A 16,982-nucleotide genomic window follows, 5' to 3' on the forward strand; every position below is an offset into this window, starting at 1 on the left:
CGTGCCGGCCGGAAGCCCTCGTACTGGACGTACTCGGGTTTTCGGCCGGTGCGGCGAGAGTGCGTGCATGGCGTCGCGACGGGGCGAACCCTGGCTGCCGCGGCACTAGATCCTCGCCCAGCTCCTGACGTACGGACGCCGTGCGGCCCCCACCGGCCGTGCGGCGTCCGCCGTTCGCGGTGGGCGTGCGGTCCGGTCCTGTTCCGCTTCGCGCAGCTCGCGGTCGATGCGGCGCTCGCGGGCGATACCGAGCAGCGCCGGCAGCAGGACGAGGGCGAAAAGTGCGGAAATGCCGAGGACGTTCAGGAATGTGTTCATGCCTCTACTTTCCTCGTCGGGGAGGAGGAGCGGCAGTGGCAGGACTGTCACACAGCATCGAATTACTGCCACACTGGTTCCATGCTGAACAATGTCGCCGCCCTGATGCTCGACGACGTCCACCCCTTCGAACTCGGTGTGCTCTGCGAGGTCTTCGGCCTCGACCGCAGCGACGAGGGCCTGCCGGTGCACGACTTCGCCGTGGTCTCCGCCGAGGGGCCCCGGCTGCGGACCCACGCCGGCTTCACCATCTCCACCCCGTACGGCCTCGACCGCCTGGAGGAGGCCGACCTCGTCGCCGTACCGGCCGGCAGCCGCTTCGGGGAGCGCGCGTTCCCCGAGGAGGTCCTGGTCGCGCTGCGCCGGGCCGTGGACCGGGGGGCCAGGGTGCTCAGCGTCTGCTCGGGGGCGTACCTCCTCGGCGCGGCCGGGCTGCTGGACGGCCGCCGCTGCACCACGCACTGGCGGCACGCCGACGACCTGGCCCGCCGCTTCCCGGCGGCCGTCGTCGAGCCGGACGTGCTGTACGTGGAGGACGGCCCGGTCACCACGTCGGCGGGGACGGCCGCGGGGATCGACGCCTGTCTGCACCTGGTCCGCCAGGCGTACGGGCCGGCCGCCGCCAACACCATCGCCCGCCGGATGGTGGTGCCGCCGCACCGGGACGGCGGGCAGGCGCAGTACATCGAGCGCCCGCTGCCGCGTACCCGCTGCGACACGGTCGGCGACACGCTGGCCTGGATGGAGCGCCACCTCGACCGCGAGATGACCGTCGAGCAGCTCGCCGCCCAGGCGCACATGTCGCCGCGCACCTTCGCCCGCCGCTTCCAGCAGGAGACCGGCACCACGCCGTACCGCTGGCTGCTGCGCCAGCGCGTCCTGCTGGCCCAGCACCTGCTGGAGACGTCCGACGAAACCATCGACACCATCGCCGACCGGGCCGGCTTCGGGACCGCCGCCGCGCTGCGCCACCAGTTCGTACGGGCGCTGGACACCACACCGCAGGCGTACCGGCGCACCTTCCGGGGGCCGTCCGCGGTCACCGAGGCGGCCTGAGGTCATTCGTCCAACCGATCGCGCGACCTGTCCATGGACCGGCCCCTCGCGCGCGCGTCAGGGTCGATGCCATGGACATGCGGAAGACAAGACGAAGGACCATCGGGGCCGTGGTGGCCGCGCTCGCCGCCACCCTGCTGCCCTGGCAGACCGCCTCGGCCGAGGAGGCACCCGCCCAGGCCGCTCCGCCGGAGGTGCTTCCCTCGCTGCGGCAGTGGCAGTCGGGCGCGGGGGAGTTCGTCCTCACCGACCGGGCCAGGATCGTGCTGGACGGCGCGCGCGAGCGGCGTACGGCGGACGACGCGGCCCGGTTCGCCGGCGAGCTGGAGGGCAGGGCGCAGGTCTCCCGGGGCAAGGCGCACGCCGGTGACATCGTGCTGCGCCAGGACGCCTCGTTGAAGGGCTCGCTGGGGGCGGAGGGCTACCGGCTGGAGGTGGGCGACCGGGTCACGGTCACCGCGGCCACCTCGGCGGGCGTGTTCTACGGTTCGCGCACGGTGCTGCAACTGCTCAACGACGACGGGCGGGCCGCACGCGGCTCGGCGACCGACGTGCCCGCGTACCGCGAGCGCGGGGTCGGGGTCTGCGCCTGCTACATCAACGTCTCGCTGCCCTGGTTCGAGCGGCTGATGAAGGACATGGCGTCCCAGAAGCTCAACCAGCTCTGGATCGAGGCGAAGGTCAGGAGCGACACCGACCCGGAGTCGGCGTTCTGGGGCTACTACACCAAGCCGCAGATCCGGTCCCTGGCCGCGATGGCGAAGAAGTACCACATCGACCTGGTGCCGGAGATCAACTCCCCCGGCCACATGGACCCCTACCTGGAGAACCACCCCGAGCTCCAGCTGAAGGACAGGAACGGCGTCCCGTCCCCGCCCCGGCTGGACATCTCACGGCCCGAGGCGCTGGCGTACTACACCGCGAGGGTCGACGAGGCCCTTGAGGCGTGGGGCACCCGCACCTGGCACATGGGCGCCGACGAGTACATGCTCGGCTCCTCGTACCCGAACTACCCGCAGCTCCAGGCGGCGGCGATCGCGAAGTTCGGCGCCTCGGCCACTCCCGACGACCTGTTCGTCGACTTCATCAACCAGGTCAACGCGCATGTGAAGGCCGGGGGCCGCTCGCTGCGGATCTGGAACGACGGACTGAGGGGCCGCAACACGCTCGTCCCGCTGGACCGCGACATCACCGTCGAGCACTGGCTCGGCGGCGGCACCATCCAGCAGCCGTCCGCCCTGCTCGCCGAGGGCCGCCCCGTGATGAACTCCGCCTACGCCCTGTACCTGGTGCGCGGCGGGTACACCACCAAGACCCAGCAGCTGTACGAGAGCGACTGGACGCCCCTGCGCTTCGAGGGCCAGACGCTGCCCGCCACGGCCGCGAACCTGACCGGCGCGAAGATCAGCCTGTGGCCGGACAGCGCGGCGGCGGAGACCGAGAACGAGGTCGAGGCGAAGACGTTCATGCCGCTGCGCTTCATCGCCCAGGCCACCTGGGGCGGCCCGAAGCCCAGCGCGACGTACGCCGGTTTCGAGGCCATGGCCCGCCGCATCGGCCACGCCCCGGGCTGGGCGAACACCGACCGCGCCCCGCTGGCCGACGGCACCTACCGGCTGACGTCCGGCGCGAAGGCGCTGGCTCCCGCCGCGGACGCCGGGGTCGCCCTGGTCCCGGACTCGAAGGCGGCCTGGACGCTCACCGCGACCGCCGACGGCTACTACACGGTCCGGTCGGCGGAGGGGCTGTGCCTGGACGCGGTGCGCGGGAGGAAGTATCTGGGCGCCCCGCTGGAGGCGGGGGCCGAACTGTCGCTCGGCACCTGCTCGGCGGGCGCGCGCACCCAGCGCTGGCAGCTGGACGCCGGCCACGGGGCGCTCGTCCTGCGCAACGCGATCTCGCAGCTGCGGCTGGCCGAGCGGTCGTCGGACGGCGCGGCGGTGCAGACGACGAAGGGGACGCGGCTGAAGGCGAGGGCCGCCTGACCGTACGCGCACGAGGTGGGGGCCCGCCGGTCGCCGGCGGGCCCCCACGCGTGTGTCAGATGCCGCAGTTGGGCGCCGACCAGTAGTGGCTGGGGCCCTGGTTCACGTGGACGTGGTCGTTGTGGTCCGGGTACCCCGGGCCGAGAATCCCGTTGAACCCGTGGTTCCGGGCCTGCGTGGCGAGGGTGCAGAAGGCGATCCCGCCGAGGTCGGCCGCGTCCCCGTACAGATGGCGGCTGTTCGACGCGCCGCCGGCCGCACTGTTGCAGGACGTCGAGCGGAATCCGCTGGTGACGGTGATGGGGCGGTCACCGAGCGCGTGGCGCAGGGCCTCCAGCTTCCACATGGTGCTCAGCGCGTTGGCCTTCGCCGTGGCCGCCGAGACCGCGCCGCCCGACCAGGTGCTGTTGCAGCGGTTCATCTCGGCGTACGTGAAGTGCGCCGGGGTGCAGTCGCTGTCCTGGAGGGCGTAGATCTTGGCCTGGGTGGCGGGGCCGGCGACGCCGTCGGCGGCCAGCCCGTACGCGGCCTGGAAGCGCTTGACGGCGGCGGTCGTGGCGGGCCCGTACGAACCGTCGATGGCCAGGACCGAGTTGTATCCGGGGTAGCCGGCGACCCGGATCTGGAGCTGGGCGACGTCGTTGCCGGTGGCGCCCGGGCTCAGGGTGCGGGTCCAGGTGTAGCAGTCGTCGGCCTGCGCGGTGCCGGCGGTGACCACGGCCCCACCCAAAGCGAAGGCAATGGTCATGACAAGTCCGAGCAGGAGTCGTGCGGGACGTCTGATCACGGGAGCTCCCCTATCGCTGTCGAAGTGGTGGTCCCCGAGCCTGTCGGATGAGCCGGTACACGTCAACTACGCGTGTAGAAATGGGAGTTGACTTCCCGGGAAACACGGCGCGGGCCCGTCCCGGGGTGCCGGGACGGGCCCGCGCCGTGGCGCGCGAGGCGGCTCAGTCGTTCGGGACGACCTCGTAGCGGGGGGTGTTCTCGGCCATCTGCCGCAGCGCGTCCTTGCGGTCGCGCTTGGAGAGCCGGTCGATGTACAGGTAGCCGTACAGGTGGTCCGTCTCGTGCTGGAGGCAACGCGCGAAGTAGCCGGTGCCGCGCACCCGCACCGGGTTGCCCTCGGCGTCCTGGCCGCGCACCACCGCGTAGTCCGGGCGGGCCAGCGAGGCGTACGCCGTGGGCACGGAGAGGCAGCCCTCGTTGGAGTCGTCCAGGACCCGCGCCTCGGGCGGCAGCTCCTCGAGCACCGGGTTGCAGATGGCTCCCACGTGCCGTACACCGTCGTCGTCCGGGCAGTCGTAGACGAAGACCTTGAGGTCCACGCCGATCTGGTTGGCGGCCAGGCCCACGCCCTCCGCCGTCCGCTGGCTCGCGAACATGTCGTCGATCAGCGAGGCCAGCTCGTCGTCGAACTCCGTGACGTCCTTGCACTCCTTGTGCAGGACCGGGTTACCGACGACCGTGATCGGGCGGGAGGTGCCGCGCTCCCGGTGTGCCGTCTCGCGCGCCTCACAGTCCTCGGTGTCGATGAGGAAGCCCTCCTCGTCGACGCTGATCCGCTCGTCCGTCTCCTGCTGCGCCATGTCCGCCGTACGCCTTCCTCACAACCTGAAACCCGGGGCCGCGGGTCGTTTGGAACCCGGGCGCCCGAGCACCGGAATCGGTGCCTGTACAGCCTACGGGCACGGGTCAGCAGACTTCTTCGAGATCCCGCCACTCGCGGCTGTCCGGGCTGTCCGCCACCCAGCCGTCCAAGAGCCCGCGCACCAGACCGGCCGGGGCCGCGAGACCGCACTCACGCTCCGGCACCCACAGCTCACCGGCCGTGCGGTGACCCAGCGGGCCCGGGTGTCCCGGCTCACTGTGGTCGTGCGGGTCCAGGTGCTCGCCGTCGCCCTCGTCGCTCTCCATCCGGCTCTCCGAACAGGAGCGGCACAGCAGCCGCACCGACGAGGACCAGTCCTCGGCGGCGAAGCCCGCGTCGGAGGCCAGCTGCTCCAGCGCGTCCCGGTCCGCCTCGGTGGCCGCCTCCAGGAGGACCACCCAGGTCGGCACGGGCGACGGGGCCCACAGCTCGATCTCGTCGAACACGGGGTAGGACGGGCCGGCCGCGGTGATCCGCTCACCGTTCGGCACCCCGTCGTGCAGCACGACCTCGCCCCAGCGCCGCCCGGAGGACGGCAGTGGGATCGACAGCACCTCGATCCGGGCGGGGTCCAGCCGGCGGCCCCACACGACCTCGGCCTCGCCCTCCGGCGACAGCCGTACCGCCGCGCTGCCCAGCTCCATGCCCACCGGCTCGTTGCCCGCGGCCGGGGTCTGCTGCCCGCCGCCGGGGACCTTCAGCCCGTAGGCCTGCCAGGCGCGGCGCGCGAGCGGCCAGTCCTGCAGCGCGGTCGCGGCGATGCCCACGTTCCACCAGTCCGGGGCGCCGGACTCCTTGTCGAGCAGCGCGACGGCCCGCAGTCCCGCGGCTCTCGCCTGTTCCCAGTCGTGCCGGAACTTGTGCAGCAGCGCCAGGTTGAACCACGACTCGGAGAGCCAGGGCTCCAGGTCCGCCGCGCGTGTCAGCAGCGCGCCCGCGTCCTCGTACCGGCCGTCGCCGATCAGCGTGAACGCGCGGTCCGTGGCCTGCCGCCAAGAGGCGGACGGCCGATGCCGTACCTTCCCGAAGATCCTCACGATTCCCGCCTGTCCCGACTGGACACCCTCGTTCTACCGCTCTCTTCGCATCCAACCATGCCGGGCCGGACGCCCGCTCATTACCCATCGGTTACCCGAGCGGGACGGGGGTCAGACCTCCCCTGGCCAGAACCCGGGCCAGCGATTCCACCACCTGCGGCTGGTAGTCGTGCCCGGTCCCGAGCCTGAGCTGTTCCAGCGCACCCAGCGGCCCGGAGAGGCTTTCCCCGCACAGGTCGTCGTATGCGTTCACGGCCCGGACGATCCTGGCGGACAGCGGCTGCTCGCGGTAGGGGTCGGCCTGCCGTTCGACCACGACGGCGACCTTCGCGTCCACCCCGGTCTGGCGGACCACCGCCCCGCCGAGCAGCGCGATCCGGCGCTGCTCGGCGGCCGGCAGCAGGGCCGTCGCCCCGTCCGGCACCGGGTCGACCAGCGAGAGCTGGCCGATGTCGTGCATCAGCGCCGCGTACTCCAGGACGGTGAGCTCGGGTCCGGAGAGCCCCATCTCGCGCCCGACGGCCGTGCACAGCTCGGCCACCCGGCGGGCGTGGCCGTGCGGGGTGTAGCCGGCGATCTCGGTGGACCGGGCGAGCGAGGCGATGGTCTGCCGGTAGGTGGTGCGCACGGCGGCGAAGCGGCGGAACGAGAGCTGGGTGAGCAGCAGCGGTACGCACAGCACGGGCAGCGCCCACAACCCGGCGGCGGCGACCCCGAGCGCCATGACCGCACCGGTCGCGCAGACGGCCGAGCCGATGCCGGTCAGCGCCCGCAGCTCGTCGCGCAGGAGCGGGCCGTACGGAGCCGGGGCGGCACGGGAGCCGCGGGGCAGGGTGCGGGCGCGGTGCAGCAGGGCGGCGAGGACGGCGTCGCACAGGGCGGTCAGCCCGAGCAGCAGGAGCAGGAACGCCGCGTAGTACGGACCGTCGCCGAACCATCGCTCACAGCGGCCGGTGTTGTACAGCGGCTGGAAGCAGACCGCCGCGAAGGTCACGGTGAGCAGCCGCCGGGCCACCTGGTCGGCGTCCGGCCCGTCGTCCCGGGCCAGCTGCGGCACCGAGGCGACGAGCTGGGCCGCCGCCAGCACCGCGACCACCTGGAGGACCCCGTGGCTGGTGGGCTCCCCACCGCTGCGCCCCAGCAGGGCGTACGCGAGGGCCCCGGCGGCCCCCAGCGGCGCGGGCTCCCGCTCCCCCGGCAGGGCGCCCCAGCGGGCCAGCTCACCGATGGTGACGAGGGCGCCGAAGGCGAGGGCGTGCCCCGGGTCGTGGACGCCGCGCCAGAGGGTGTGCGCGAGCCCGGCGGCAGCGAGTACGAGCGCGGCGCCGCGCGCGCCCAGGGCCGCGGGCCCCGGCCGCGCCCACCTCGGCGTCACCGGGGCCCCTCCCCCTCGGTGCCGGCGGACGGCCTCGGGCTCTGCGGCGCCCCGGCGGCCACGCCGCGGCCGCCGTCCTCGTCCCGCGGCGGCGGCACCTGCGCGTCGTCGGCGGTGACGGCCCCGAACCAGCCGTACCGTTCCAGGCCGCGCGCCAGCGCCCGCACCATCTGGGGGTCGAACTGCGTGCCCGCGCACCGCTTCAGCTCCTCCACGGCGGCCGCGACCGGCCGCCCCCGCCGGTAGGAGCGGGTCGAGGTCATGGCGTCGAAGGCGTCGGCGACGGCGACGACGCGGGCGCACTCGGGGATGCCGCGGCCGGAGAGCCCGTAGGGGTAGCCGCTGCCGTCGAGCCGTTCGTGGTGGTGCAGGATCGCTGCCCGGGCCTCGCCGAGGAAGCCGATGCCCCGGACGATCTCGTGCCCGTACTCGGGGTGCAGCTCGATCACCCGCCGCTCCTCGGGGGTCAGCGGGCCCTCCTTGCGCAGGACGCGGGTGGGAACGCCGAGCTTGCCGACGTCGTGCAGGATTCCGGCGAACCGGAGCACCTCGACGCGTTCCCGGTCCATGCCGAGTTCCTGGGCGATGAGGACGGAGGCACGGCCGACCCGTTCGCTGTGGCCCCGGGTGTAGGTGTCCTTGATGTCGACGGCCTGGACGAGGGCCCTGATGGTGGCCCGGTGCGCGGCGTGCTCCCGGTGGTACTGGGCGAAGACCCAGCAGGAGATGTACATGGGCAGCAGCACGAAGAGCGCGGCCAGCGGCCCGTACGAGCTGTTCCACAGGACGGCCATCATCAGCCCGGCGAGGCCGTGCACCAGATGGGGGCCCAGGGAGCGCGACAGCAGCCCGCGCCAGGCGCGGCGCGCGGGCAGTTGTTCGGCGACGAGCAGGATCGAGCCGTCGAGGGCGGCGAGCACGGCGCTGAAGGCGAGGGCGGCCGCGCAGACCGGCAGCAGGGCGTACGGGAGGTCGGGCGGGCTGCCGGGGGCGGGGCCGCCGAGCGCGGCGGGCCCGCCGAGGAGGGCGTGGACGCAGGACGCCGCCCAGACGGTGACGGCCAGCTGCGCGGCGCGCCAGATCCGGCGGGCGGCGGCGGGCGGCTTGTCCACCCGGCCCGCGAGGGAGCCGGGGATCGCGACGAGCGCCGCCGCCGCGGGCGGGAGCAGGAAGGCGGCGGCGAGCAGCAACGGGAAGAACGATCCGGCGCCGATCGGCACGGAGCCGCCGAAGAACGGGAAGCGGCCGGGGAGTTCACAGCCGAGGTAGAGCACCGTGAGCAGTCCGAGGGTGGCCCACGGGGTGCCGGCGCCGGGGCGCAGGGCGGGCCCGGCGCACAGCGCCGCGCCGAGGGCGACGGCGCCGATATGGACGCGCGCCGCCCCGTGTGTGGCTCTCACCCTCGCTCGCCCCCCAGCTCCGCTCGTGAAGGGCCACGCTAACGAGCGGGGCGTCCCGGGCGGGGGCCGATGGCGGCGATTAGCACGTTCGGGTGAAGGTGCGGGGGCGGGCCGTCATTCCTTGGCGGCGGTCGGCACCTCGGTGCCGGATGCCGTGACGTCGTGTTCCGGCACCGCCTGTCCCGAGCGGATGAGGTCGATCCGGCCCATCACCTTCGAGCGCAGGTCGGCCGGTACGTCGTCCTGGCCGCAGCAGCGCTTCACCAGCTTCTTCACGGCCTGTTCGAGGCCGTACTTCTCCAGGCAGGGGGAGCACTCGACGAAATGTTCCTCGAACTTGGTGCAGTCGCTGTCGGGCATCTCCCGGTCGAGGAACTCATAGAGGTGATCGAGGACCTCTGCGCACTCCGTCTCGTGCGGCTCTCCGCAGCTCATGAGCCCGAGCCTTTCCGATCGTCCGACTCACCGGCGCCGGCGGGGACGAGCCCGCGGTCGCGGGCGTAGTCCTCCAGCATGCCGCGCAGCTGACGGCGGCCCCGGTGCAGTCGGGACATCACCGTACCGATGGGAGTCCCCATGATGTCCGCGATCTCCTTGTAGGCAAAGCCCTCGACATCGGCGAGATAGACCGCGATGCGGAACTCCTCCGGGATCGCCTGCAGCGCGGACTTCACGTCCGAGTCGGGCAGGTGGTCGAGGGCCTGCGACTCGGCGGAACGCAGCCCGGTCGACATGTGCGACTCGGCGCGGGCCAGCTGCCAGTCCTCGATCTCCTCGGCGGCGCTGCGCTGGGGTTCGCGCTGCTTCTTGCGGTACGAGTTGATGAAGGTGTTCGTGAGGATGCGGTACATCCACGCCTTGAGGTTGGTGCCCTCACGGAACTGGTGGAAGGACCCGTACGCCTTGGCGTACGTCTCCTGGACCAGGTCCTCGGCGTCCGCGGGATTGCGCGTCATGCGCAGGGCGGCCGAGTACATCTGGTCGAGGAAACCGAGGGCGTCGCGCTCGAAACGCGCGTTGCGCTCGGCCGTCGTCTCCTGCGGGCGGCCGTCGTCGGTCCCTGTGTCGGTCCCAGTGACCGGACCCACCTCCTCCAACGCTGGGGCGGGGCCGAAACCGGACCCGCTCGAATCGGAGAATAGTCGACCTTGGTCCCGCGCGGGCTGTCGATCCGTTCCGCCGCGTGACCGCTCGGGAGTGGTCTTGGCCGCGTGCAGGACCGTCCACTCCAGGTCAGCGGTGTTCGAGCGACGCGGGCAGATGGTCGAACCCATGCGACGGACTCCCTCTCCACTTACGACGTTGGCGTACCGACGTCCGGAACAACAGCGGCCCCCCGCCGGGCATTCCCGGGCCCGGGACCCGTACCGGTTCAGACGATTCCGGCCAGCCACCCGGTGACGGAGGCGGTGAGGATCTCCATCGCCCGCTCCTCCGTCAGCCCGGACTTCCGGGGTACGGCGAAGCCGTGGTCGCCGTACGGGACCTCGGCGATCCGGTGGTCGCCCGGCGGGAATTCGGCGGGCCTGCCGAACGGGTCGCTGCCGCCCTGGACGACCAGGGCGGGCACCCCGCAGCCCAGCAGTTCACCGGCGCGGGTCTTCTCGGGGCGGCCCGGCGGGTGCAGCGGAAAGCTGAGCGCGAGGACCGCCCGGGCCCCGAGCGCGGCGGCGGTGCGGCAGGCCACCCGGGCCCCGGCGCTGCGTCCGCCGGCGACGACCGGGAGCCCGGGGGCGGTGAGGGCCGGCCACAGACCGCACCAGCCGGCGTCCAGTGTCCTCGGGGCGGGCGCGAGCTTCTTGCCGGCCACCCGCCAGGGCTGCTCCACCAGTGCGACGCTCACGCCGTGCGCGGGCAGGGCGGCGCCCAGGGCCTGCAGGTCGCGGGCCTCGATGCCGCCGCCGGCGCCGTGGCCGAGGGCGAGCAGGAGGCGGGGGGCGGGGGCGGCCAGCCAGGTGATGCGGGCGGTGCCGGTCCCGGTCTCGACCGTCTCGGTGCGGGGGCGCGTGGCGTCGGTTTTCACGCCCCCATCCAACCAACAGCGGTGCGTGGTACGCGGGTGGCGGGTGACTCTTGGCGCGTGGCCCTTGGCGCGTGGTTCAGAAGAGGGTGCTCGCCTCGGGCCCGGCCAGCTCGTCCTTCAGCTCGGGGCCGTTGTTGCGGACGTTGCTGACGGCGGTCGCCACGGGGTAGGCGCGCATCAGCCCGGGCGGCGGCGGTGCGAGCAGGGCGCGCAGTTCCTCCGGGTCGGTGCGCGAGGTGTCCAGCCAGTCGTCCCAGCGGTCCGGGGTGAGCATCAGCGGCATCCGGGGGTGGATGTCGGCGAGCGAGGCCGGTCCTTCGGCGGGGGCTACGGCGAGCGGGGTGGTCTCCGCCTCGGTGGTGATCACCGAGCAGGTGGCCCACCAGGCCTGCGGGTGGTCGTCGGGCAGGGTGCGGTCGCGCCAGAACTCGTACAGACCGGCCATGGCGAAGACCGACCCGTCGGCGGGTGTCACGAAGTAGGGCTGCTTACGGGGACGCTTGCGGCGGCCCTTCTCCTCCAGCTGCCGTTCCTCGGCGCCGGTCACCCACTCGTAATAGCCGTCGGCGGGCAGGATGCAGCGCCGGGAGACGAAGGGGCGGCGGAAGGACGGCTTCTCGTGGACGGTCTCGGCCCGGGCGTTGATCATCCGGGCGGCACCCTCCGGGTTCTTGGCCCAGGAGGGGACGAGGCCCCACTTCAGCGCGCGCAGCTGGCGAACCGGGCGCTGGTCGTCCGCGTCTTTCAGAGGACGTTCCAGTACGGCGTAGACCTCCTTGGTCGGCGCCACGTTGTAGTCGGGCTCCAGCGCCTCGGCCGGTTCCCACTTCTCCACCTGGAAGAGTCCGGTCAGGTCCTCGGGCCGCCGACTCGCTGCATACCGTCCGCACATAAGTGCCAGACTGCCACGACCACCGCCCCGTCCGGACCCCGCTCGCGCAAGGAGCCGCCCACCTCATGGACAGCACCGAACTCGGCACCCTGTGGGACCGCGTCGTCGGCACCCAGCCCGCCCCCGAGCAGTGGCTGGTGGTGGTGACCGCCACGGCGGCCCTCGTCGCGGTCGTCCCGAACGTCCTATGGCGGCTCTCCCGGAACACGATCACCATCGCCCACGAGGGCGGCCACGGCCTGATCGCCCTGCTCTCCGGCCGGCAGCTGTCGGGCATCCGGCTGCACTCGGACACCAGCGGGCTGACGGTGAGCCGGGGCAAGCCGACCGGCATCGGCATGGTCCTGACCGCGGCCGCGGGCTACACCGCGCCCTCGCTGCTCGGGCTCGGCGGCGCCTGGCTGCTGGTGGACGGCCGGATCACGCTGCTGCTGTGGGTGGCCACCGCCCTGCTCGCGGTGATGCTGGTGATGATCCGCAACGTGTACGGGGCGCTGACGGTGATCTTCACCGGTTCGCTCTTCCTGCTCGTGTCCTGGCTGGCCTCACCGGCCTGGCAGTCGCTGTTCGCCTACAGCGTGGTCTGGTTCCTGCTGCTGGGCGGCGTACGTCCGGTGTTCGAGCTCCAGTCGAAGCGGCGGCACGGCGGGGCGCCGGACTCGGACGCGGACCAGCTGTCCCGCCTGACCGACGTCCCGGCGGTGCTGTGGCTGTTCCTCTTCCACGCGGTGTCGCTGTGCTCCCTGATCGGCGGCGGACGCTGGCTGCTGGGGCTGTGAGCGGGCCGCACCGGTCCGGTTCCGCCGTCGGCGGGCGGCCGTGACCCGGCCCACCACGGCCGGAGCCCTTAAAGTGAGCGCATGACCGAAAGCACCGTGCACCCCGCCCTCTGGCCCGCCCCCTTCGCGAGCGGGGCCGTCGACGCGACCGTCACCGTGCCCGGTTCCAAGTCGGTCACCAACCGCGCGCTGGTGCTCGCCGCGCTCTCCTCGGAGCCGGGCTGGCTGCGCCGGCCGCTGCGCTCCCGCGACACCCTGCTGATGGCGGACGCCCTGCGCGCAATGGGCGTACGCATCGAGGAGACGGTGTCCTCCAGCTCCTCGGTGACGGGCGCGGCCGGTGGCCCGGAGGCCGCGGGCGAGGCCTGGCGGGTCATCCCAGCCCCGCTGCACGGCCCGGTCACCGTCGACGTCGGCAACGCCGGCACGGTCATGCGCTTCCTGCCCCCGGTGGCCACGCTCGCCGAGGGCCCCGTCCGCTTCGACGGCGATCCCCGCTCCTACGAGCGCCCGCTGACCGGGGTGATCGACGCGCTGCGGGTCCTGGGCGCCCGGATCGACGACGACTCCCGGGGCTCGCTGCCGATGACCGTGCACGGCGCCGGCTCGCTGGACGGCGGCCCGGTCGCGATCGACGCCTCCTCGTCCTCCCAGTTCGTCTCGGCGCTGCTGCTGTCCGCACCGCGCTTCAACCAGGGCGTGGAGGTCCGCCACACCGGCGACCGGCTCCCCTCCATGCCGCACATCCGGATGACCGTCGACATGCTCCGGGCCGTCGGCGCGCAGGTGGACGAGCCGGAGACCGGCGGCGAGCCGAACGTGTGGCGGGTCTCCCCCTCCGCGCTCCTCGGCCGCGACCTGACCATCGAGCCGGACCTCTCCAACGCCCAGCCGTTCCTGGCCGCGGCGCTGGTCACGGGCGGCCGGGTGACCATCCCGGACTGGCCGCTGCACACCACGCAGCCCGGTGACGCGCTGCGCGAGATCTTCACCGCGATGGGCGGCAGCTGCGAGCTGACCGAGCACGGGCTGACCTTCACCGGCTCGGGCCGCGTCCACGGCATCGACGTGGACCTCGGCGAGGTCGGCGAGCTGACCCCGGGCATCGCCGCCGTGGCGGCCCTGGCCGACTCCCCCTCCACGCTGAGCGGCGTCGCCCATCTGCGGCTGCACGAGACGGACCGGCTCGCCGCGCTCACCAAGGAGATCAACGAACTCGGCGGCGACGTCACCGAGACGGCGGACGGCCTGCACATCCGCCCGCGACCGCTGCACGGCGGTACCTTCCGTACCTACGACGACCACCGGATGGCCACCGCGGGGTCCGTCATCGGCCTTGCCGTCCCCGGAGTGGAGATCGAGAACGTGGCGACGACCGCCAAGACCCTGCCCGACTTCCCGCAGATGTGGACCGGAATGCTCGGGGCCTGAGACATGCGCCGCTACGGCAAGAACCCCGACGAGGACGACATCCGCGTCCGCCCCAACCGCAAGGGCAACCGTCCGCGCACCCACACCCGGCCCAAGCACGAGGACGCCCAGGAGGGCATGGTCCTCACCGTGGACCGGGGCCGCCTCACCTGTCTCGTCGAGGGCCGCACGATCATCGCGATGAAGGCCCGCGAGCTCGGCCGCAAGGCCGCGGTCGTGGGCGACACCGTCTCGCTCGTCGGAGACCTGTCCGGCGACAAGGACACCCTCGCCCGGATCGTCCGCATCGGTGAGCGGCGCTCGGTGCTGCGCCGGACGGCCGACGACGACGACCCGTTCGAGCGGGTGGTCGTGGCCAACGCGGACCAACTGGCGATCGTCACCGCGCTGGCCGATCCGGAACCCCGTCCGCGCATGATCGACCGCTGCCTGGTCGCCGCGTACGACGGCGGGCTCTCGCCGCTGCTGGTGCTGACCAAGTCCGACCTGGCCTCCCCGGACAGGCTGCTGGGCGCGTACACGCCGCTGGGTGTGCCGTTCGTCGTCACCAGCCGCGAGGAGCTGGAGAACGGGGACGCGGCCGACCGGGTCCGCGAGCAGCTCGACGGCCGGGTGACCGCCTTCGTCGGGCACTCGGGCGTCGGCAAGACCACCCTGGTCAACGCGTTGGTGCCGAAGGAGAGGCGGCGCACCACCGGGGTCGTCAACGCGGTCACCGGACGCGGCCGGCACACCACCACCTCGGCGCTGGCCCTGCCGCTGCCGGACTACCGGGGCTGGGTGATCGACACCCCCGGGGTGCGCTCGTTCGGGCTGAACCACATCGATCCGTCGCGGGTCATCAACGCATTCCCGGACCTCCAGCCCGGCACCGAGGAGTGCCCGCGCGGCTGCACCCACGACAGCCACGAACCGGAATGCGCGCTGGACGCCTGGGTGGCGGCGGGGCACGCGGACCCGGCACGGCTCGACTCGTTGCGCCGGCTGCTGTCCACGCGCAACCGCCGCGAGGGCGATTGACCGCCGGCCGAGCGGGGTAGGGCGCCGGGCGGCCGGAACGCTGTCAGGGCGGAGGGGACGCGGGGCGACCCGGGTAATCCGGGTACGGCGCGAGGTGACCTGGCCGGACACGTTTGCGATCACTCGCTTCCGGTAAGTGCATAATCACGCCCAACGGCACCGGCTGGTGCCGGGCGGTCACCGATGCGGAGGGTCAGACGATGGCGTGGCTGCTGGTCGTGGTCGCGGGACTTCTGGAGACCGGTTTCGCGGTCTGCCTGAAGCTCTCGCACGGCTTCACCCGGCTGTGGCCGACCATCGCGTTCTGCGTCTTCGCGCTCGGCAGCTTCGGCCTGCTGACCCTGTCGCTGAAGAAGCTCGACGTGGGGCCCGCGTACGCCGTGTGGACCGGCATCGGTGCGGCGGGTACGGCCATCTACGGCATGGTCTTCCTCGGTGACGTGGTCTCCACGCTCAAGCTGGTGTCGATCTCGCTGGTGATCCTCGGCGTGATCGGCCTCCAGCTCTCCGGCTCCGCGCACTGACCGTCCTCCGGTCCCGGTGGCCCGGGTCTCCGGCGGATCGATACTGTGGCGGCATGCCCGATTACCACGATGATCTGCGCCTGGCCCACGTACTGGCGGACGCCGCCGACGCGGCGACGATGGACCGGTTCAAGGCTCTGGACCTCAAGGTCGAGACCAAGCCGGACATGACCCCGGTGAGCGAGGCCGACAAGGCCGCCGAGGAGCTGATCCGGGGCCATCTGCACCGGGCACGCCCGCGCGACGCGATCCTGGGCGAGGAGTACGGGATCGAGGGCACGGGACCGCGGCGCTGGGTGGTCGACCCGATCGACGGCACCAAGAACTACGTGCGGGGCGTGCCGGTCTGGGCGACGCTGATCTCCCTGATGGAAGCCGGGGAGAACGGGTTCCAGCCGGTCGTCGGTGTGGTGTCGGCGCCCGCGCTCAACCGGCGCTGGTGGGCGGCGAAGGGCGCGGGGGCGTACACCGGCCGCAGTCTGACCTCCGCGACCCGGCTGCAGGTGTCCCAGGTGGAGCGGATCGCGGACGCGTCGTTCGCGTACGCCTCGCTGAGCGGCTGGGAGGAGCAGGGGCGGCTCGACGGGTTCCTGGACCTGACCCGGGCCTGCTGGCGCACTCGGGGCTACGGGGACTTCTGGCCGTACATGATGGTCGCCGAGGGGGCCGTGGACATCTGCGCGGAGCCGGAGCTCTCGCTGTGGGACATGGCGGCGAACGCGATCATCGTCCAGGAGGCGGGGGGCCGGTTCACCAGTCTGGATGGTGTGGACGGGCCGGGCGGCGGGAACGCGGCGGCGTCGAACGGCGCACTCCACCGCGAGCTGCTGGGCTATCTGAACCAGCGTTACTGAGCACCCCGCCCGCAGGGCTGGGTACGGGGCGTGCGGCAGGGCCGCGCGCCCCTCCCCTGATCTTCGCGACCCCTTGTCGCGCCGCCGCATCGGTGCGACTCTGAGAATCCCCCACTTGTGAACTTGTGAATCGACTCACGCGGTCGCTTCACCGAGGAGGTGGATCTCTTCATGCTCGTCCGTGACGCCATGAGCACGATGGTCCTGACCATCGGCCCCACCCACACACTGCGCCAGGCCGCCCGGCTGATGTCGGCCCGCCGGATCGGAGCGGCCGTGGTCCACGATCCGGATACGTGCGGGCTCGGCATCCTCACCGAGCGCGACATCCTCAACGCCGTCGGATCGGGCCAGGACCCCGACACCGAGACCGCCTCCGCCCACACCACCACCGACGTGGTCTTCGCCGCGCCCGCCTGGACGCTCGAAGAGGCCGCGGCGGCCATGACGCACGGCGGCTTCCGCCATCTGATCGTGCTCGACGACGACGGCCCGGTCGGCGTCGTCTCGGTGCGCGACATCATCCGCTGCTGGACCCCGGCCCGCCGCCGCCCGGCCGAACTGGTCGGCTGACCGGCCGCCCATGCGACCGCCCCGGCCCTCGGGCGAGGGGCCGGACCGGGACCGGCACGACCGT

18 protein-coding genes are annotated in these 16,982 nt (G+C 72.8%); 8 read left to right on the top strand and 10 right to left on the bottom strand.

Annotated elements, in window-relative coordinates; all coding sequences use genetic code 11:
- Positions 1 to 105: 105 nt before the first annotated feature.
- A complete protein-coding gene (locus ABZ564_RS24450) occupies positions 106 to 318 on the bottom strand; it encodes a hypothetical protein (RefSeq protein ID WP_360860330.1) in 213 nt (70 codons plus the stop codon).
- 81 nt (positions 319 to 399) lie between these two features.
- Here ABZ564_RS24450 and ABZ564_RS24455 point away from each other — a divergent pair, with 81 nt between their 5' ends.
- Positions 400 to 1,374, top strand: a complete 975-nt coding sequence (locus ABZ564_RS24455) for a helix-turn-helix domain-containing protein (RefSeq protein ID WP_360860333.1) — start codon at positions 400 to 402, stop codon at positions 1,372 to 1,374.
- A 77-nt stretch (positions 1,375 to 1,451) separates the two neighbouring features.
- Positions 1,452 to 3,359 (top strand): family 20 glycosylhydrolase, encoded by a 1,908-nt coding sequence (locus ABZ564_RS24460; protein WP_360860463.1) that lies wholly within the window; start codon positions 1,452 to 1,454, stop codon positions 3,357 to 3,359.
- Positions 3,360 to 3,414: 55 nt separating this feature from the next.
- Here ABZ564_RS24460 and ABZ564_RS24465 read toward each other — a convergent pair whose 3' ends face one another.
- The 9 genes from ABZ564_RS24465 to ABZ564_RS24505 all read right to left on the bottom strand — a co-directional run bounded on the left by ABZ564_RS24465 (position 3,415) and on the right by ABZ564_RS24505 (position 11,737).
- Complete coding sequence (locus ABZ564_RS24465) at positions 3,415 to 4,146, bottom strand: D-Ala-D-Ala carboxypeptidase family metallohydrolase (RefSeq protein WP_360860336.1); 732 nt, start codon at positions 4,144 to 4,146, stop codon at positions 3,415 to 3,417.
- A gap of 163 nt (positions 4,147 to 4,309) precedes the next feature.
- Positions 4,310 to 4,948 carry a peptide deformylase gene (gene def, locus ABZ564_RS24470; protein ID WP_360860339.1) on the bottom strand — a complete coding sequence of 213 codons (639 nt, stop codon included), beginning with the start codon at positions 4,946 to 4,948 and terminating at the stop codon, positions 4,310 to 4,312.
- Between the two features lie 106 nt (positions 4,949 to 5,054).
- Positions 5,055 to 6,047, bottom strand: coding sequence for a hypothetical protein (locus tag ABZ564_RS24475; RefSeq protein ID WP_147970808.1), 993 nt, complete (start codon positions 6,045 to 6,047; stop codon positions 5,055 to 5,057).
- Between the two features lie 91 nt (positions 6,048 to 6,138).
- On the bottom strand, positions 6,139 to 7,422 hold the full coding sequence (locus tag ABZ564_RS24480; RefSeq protein ID WP_360860342.1) for an HD domain-containing protein: 1,284 nt from the start codon (positions 7,420 to 7,422) through the stop codon (positions 6,139 to 6,141).
- On the bottom strand, positions 7,419 to 8,822 hold the full coding sequence (locus tag ABZ564_RS24485) for an HD-GYP domain-containing protein (protein ID WP_360860345.1): 1,404 nt from the start codon (positions 8,820 to 8,822) through the stop codon (positions 7,419 to 7,421). Before ABZ564_RS24485 ends, ABZ564_RS24480 begins: the two co-directional genes overlap by 4 nt.
- Positions 8,823 to 8,936: 114 nt before the next feature.
- A complete protein-coding gene (gene rsrA, locus ABZ564_RS24490; protein ID WP_360860348.1) occupies positions 8,937 to 9,257 on the bottom strand; it encodes a mycothiol system anti-sigma-R factor in 321 nt (106 codons plus the stop codon).
- Positions 9,254 to 9,910, bottom strand: a complete 657-nt coding sequence (locus tag ABZ564_RS24495; RefSeq protein WP_018105559.1) for a sigma-70 family RNA polymerase sigma factor — start codon at positions 9,908 to 9,910, stop codon at positions 9,254 to 9,256. The genes rsrA and ABZ564_RS24495 overlap by 4 nt, the downstream gene beginning before the upstream one ends.
- Before the next feature lie 284 nt (positions 9,911 to 10,194).
- Positions 10,195 to 10,845, bottom strand: a complete 651-nt coding sequence (locus tag ABZ564_RS24500; protein ID WP_360860351.1) for an alpha/beta family hydrolase — start codon at positions 10,843 to 10,845, stop codon at positions 10,195 to 10,197.
- 76 nt (positions 10,846 to 10,921) lie between these two features.
- Positions 10,922 to 11,737 carry an SOS response-associated peptidase gene (locus ABZ564_RS24505; RefSeq protein WP_360860354.1) on the bottom strand — a complete coding sequence of 272 codons (816 nt, stop codon included), beginning with the start codon at positions 11,735 to 11,737 and terminating at the stop codon, positions 10,922 to 10,924.
- A gap of 65 nt (positions 11,738 to 11,802) precedes the next feature.
- Between ABZ564_RS24505 and ABZ564_RS24510 the strand changes: the two genes are divergently transcribed.
- From ABZ564_RS24510 to ABZ564_RS24535, 6 genes are all read left to right on the top strand, one after another.
- Positions 11,803 to 12,516 carry a M50 family metallopeptidase gene (locus ABZ564_RS24510; RefSeq protein ID WP_360860357.1) on the top strand — a complete coding sequence of 238 codons (714 nt, stop codon included), beginning with the start codon at positions 11,803 to 11,805 and terminating at the stop codon, positions 12,514 to 12,516.
- Positions 12,517 to 12,597: 81 nt separating this feature from the next.
- The gene (aroA, locus tag ABZ564_RS24515; protein ID WP_360860360.1) at positions 12,598 to 13,947 is read left to right on the top strand and encodes a 3-phosphoshikimate 1-carboxyvinyltransferase; all 1,350 of its coding nucleotides are present in this window, start codon (positions 12,598 to 12,600) and stop codon (positions 13,945 to 13,947) included.
- 3 nt (positions 13,948 to 13,950) lie between these two features.
- Positions 13,951 to 14,967, top strand: coding sequence for a ribosome small subunit-dependent GTPase A (rsgA, locus tag ABZ564_RS24520; protein WP_360860364.1), 1,017 nt, complete (start codon positions 13,951 to 13,953; stop codon positions 14,965 to 14,967).
- A gap of 200 nt (positions 14,968 to 15,167) precedes the next feature.
- Positions 15,168 to 15,491, top strand: a complete 324-nt coding sequence (locus tag ABZ564_RS24525) for a multidrug efflux SMR transporter (protein ID WP_164398555.1) — start codon at positions 15,168 to 15,170, stop codon at positions 15,489 to 15,491.
- A gap of 53 nt (positions 15,492 to 15,544) precedes the next feature.
- Positions 15,545 to 16,345, top strand: coding sequence for a histidinol-phosphatase (gene hisN / locus ABZ564_RS24530; protein ID WP_360860367.1), 801 nt, complete (start codon positions 15,545 to 15,547; stop codon positions 16,343 to 16,345).
- Between the two features lie 171 nt (positions 16,346 to 16,516).
- Positions 16,517 to 16,918, top strand: a complete 402-nt coding sequence (locus ABZ564_RS24535; RefSeq protein WP_360860370.1) for a CBS domain-containing protein — start codon at positions 16,517 to 16,519, stop codon at positions 16,916 to 16,918.
- The last annotated feature ends 64 nt before the right edge of the window (positions 16,919 to 16,982 follow it).

It is taken from the genome of Streptomyces sp. NPDC019224 (assembly GCF_040632605.1).
Lineage (GTDB): Bacteria > Actinomycetota > Actinomycetes > Streptomycetales > Streptomycetaceae > Streptomyces.

What these genes read in the sequence shown, in the direction of transcription:
- hisN (WP_360860367.1), top strand. Translation starts at nt 15,545, where the DNA reads ATGCCCGATTACCACGATGATCTGCGCCTGGCCCACGTACTGGCGGAC.
- ABZ564_RS24535 (WP_360860370.1), top strand. Translation starts at nt 16,517, where the DNA reads ATGCTCGTCCGTGACGCCATGAGCACGATGGTCCTGACCATCGGCCCC.
- ABZ564_RS24525 (WP_164398555.1), top strand. Translation starts at nt 15,168, where the DNA reads ATGGCGTGGCTGCTGGTCGTGGTCGCGGGACTTCTGGAGACCGGTTTC.
- ABZ564_RS24455 (WP_360860333.1), top strand. Translation starts at nt 400, where the DNA reads ATGCTGAACAATGTCGCCGCCCTGATGCTCGACGACGTCCACCCCTTC.
- ABZ564_RS24450 (WP_360860330.1), bottom strand. Translation starts at nt 318, where the DNA reads ATGAACACATTCCTGAACGTCCTCGGCATTTCCGCACTTTTCGCCCTC.
- ABZ564_RS24510 (WP_360860357.1), top strand. Translation starts at nt 11,803, where the DNA reads ATGGACAGCACCGAACTCGGCACCCTGTGGGACCGCGTCGTCGGCACC.
- rsrA (WP_360860348.1), bottom strand. Translation starts at nt 9,257, where the DNA reads ATGAGCTGCGGAGAGCCGCACGAGACGGAGTGCGCAGAGGTCCTCGAT.
- rsgA (WP_360860364.1), top strand. Translation starts at nt 13,951, where the DNA reads ATGCGCCGCTACGGCAAGAACCCCGACGAGGACGACATCCGCGTCCGC.
- ABZ564_RS24505 (WP_360860354.1), bottom strand. Translation starts at nt 11,737, where the DNA reads ATGTGCGGACGGTATGCAGCGAGTCGGCGGCCCGAGGACCTGACCGGA.
- ABZ564_RS24460 (WP_360860463.1), top strand. Translation starts at nt 1,452, where the DNA reads ATGCGGAAGACAAGACGAAGGACCATCGGGGCCGTGGTGGCCGCGCTC.
- def (WP_360860339.1), bottom strand. Translation starts at nt 4,948, where the DNA reads ATGGCGCAGCAGGAGACGGACGAGCGGATCAGCGTCGACGAGGAGGGC.
- aroA (WP_360860360.1), top strand. Translation starts at nt 12,598, where the DNA reads ATGACCGAAAGCACCGTGCACCCCGCCCTCTGGCCCGCCCCCTTCGCG.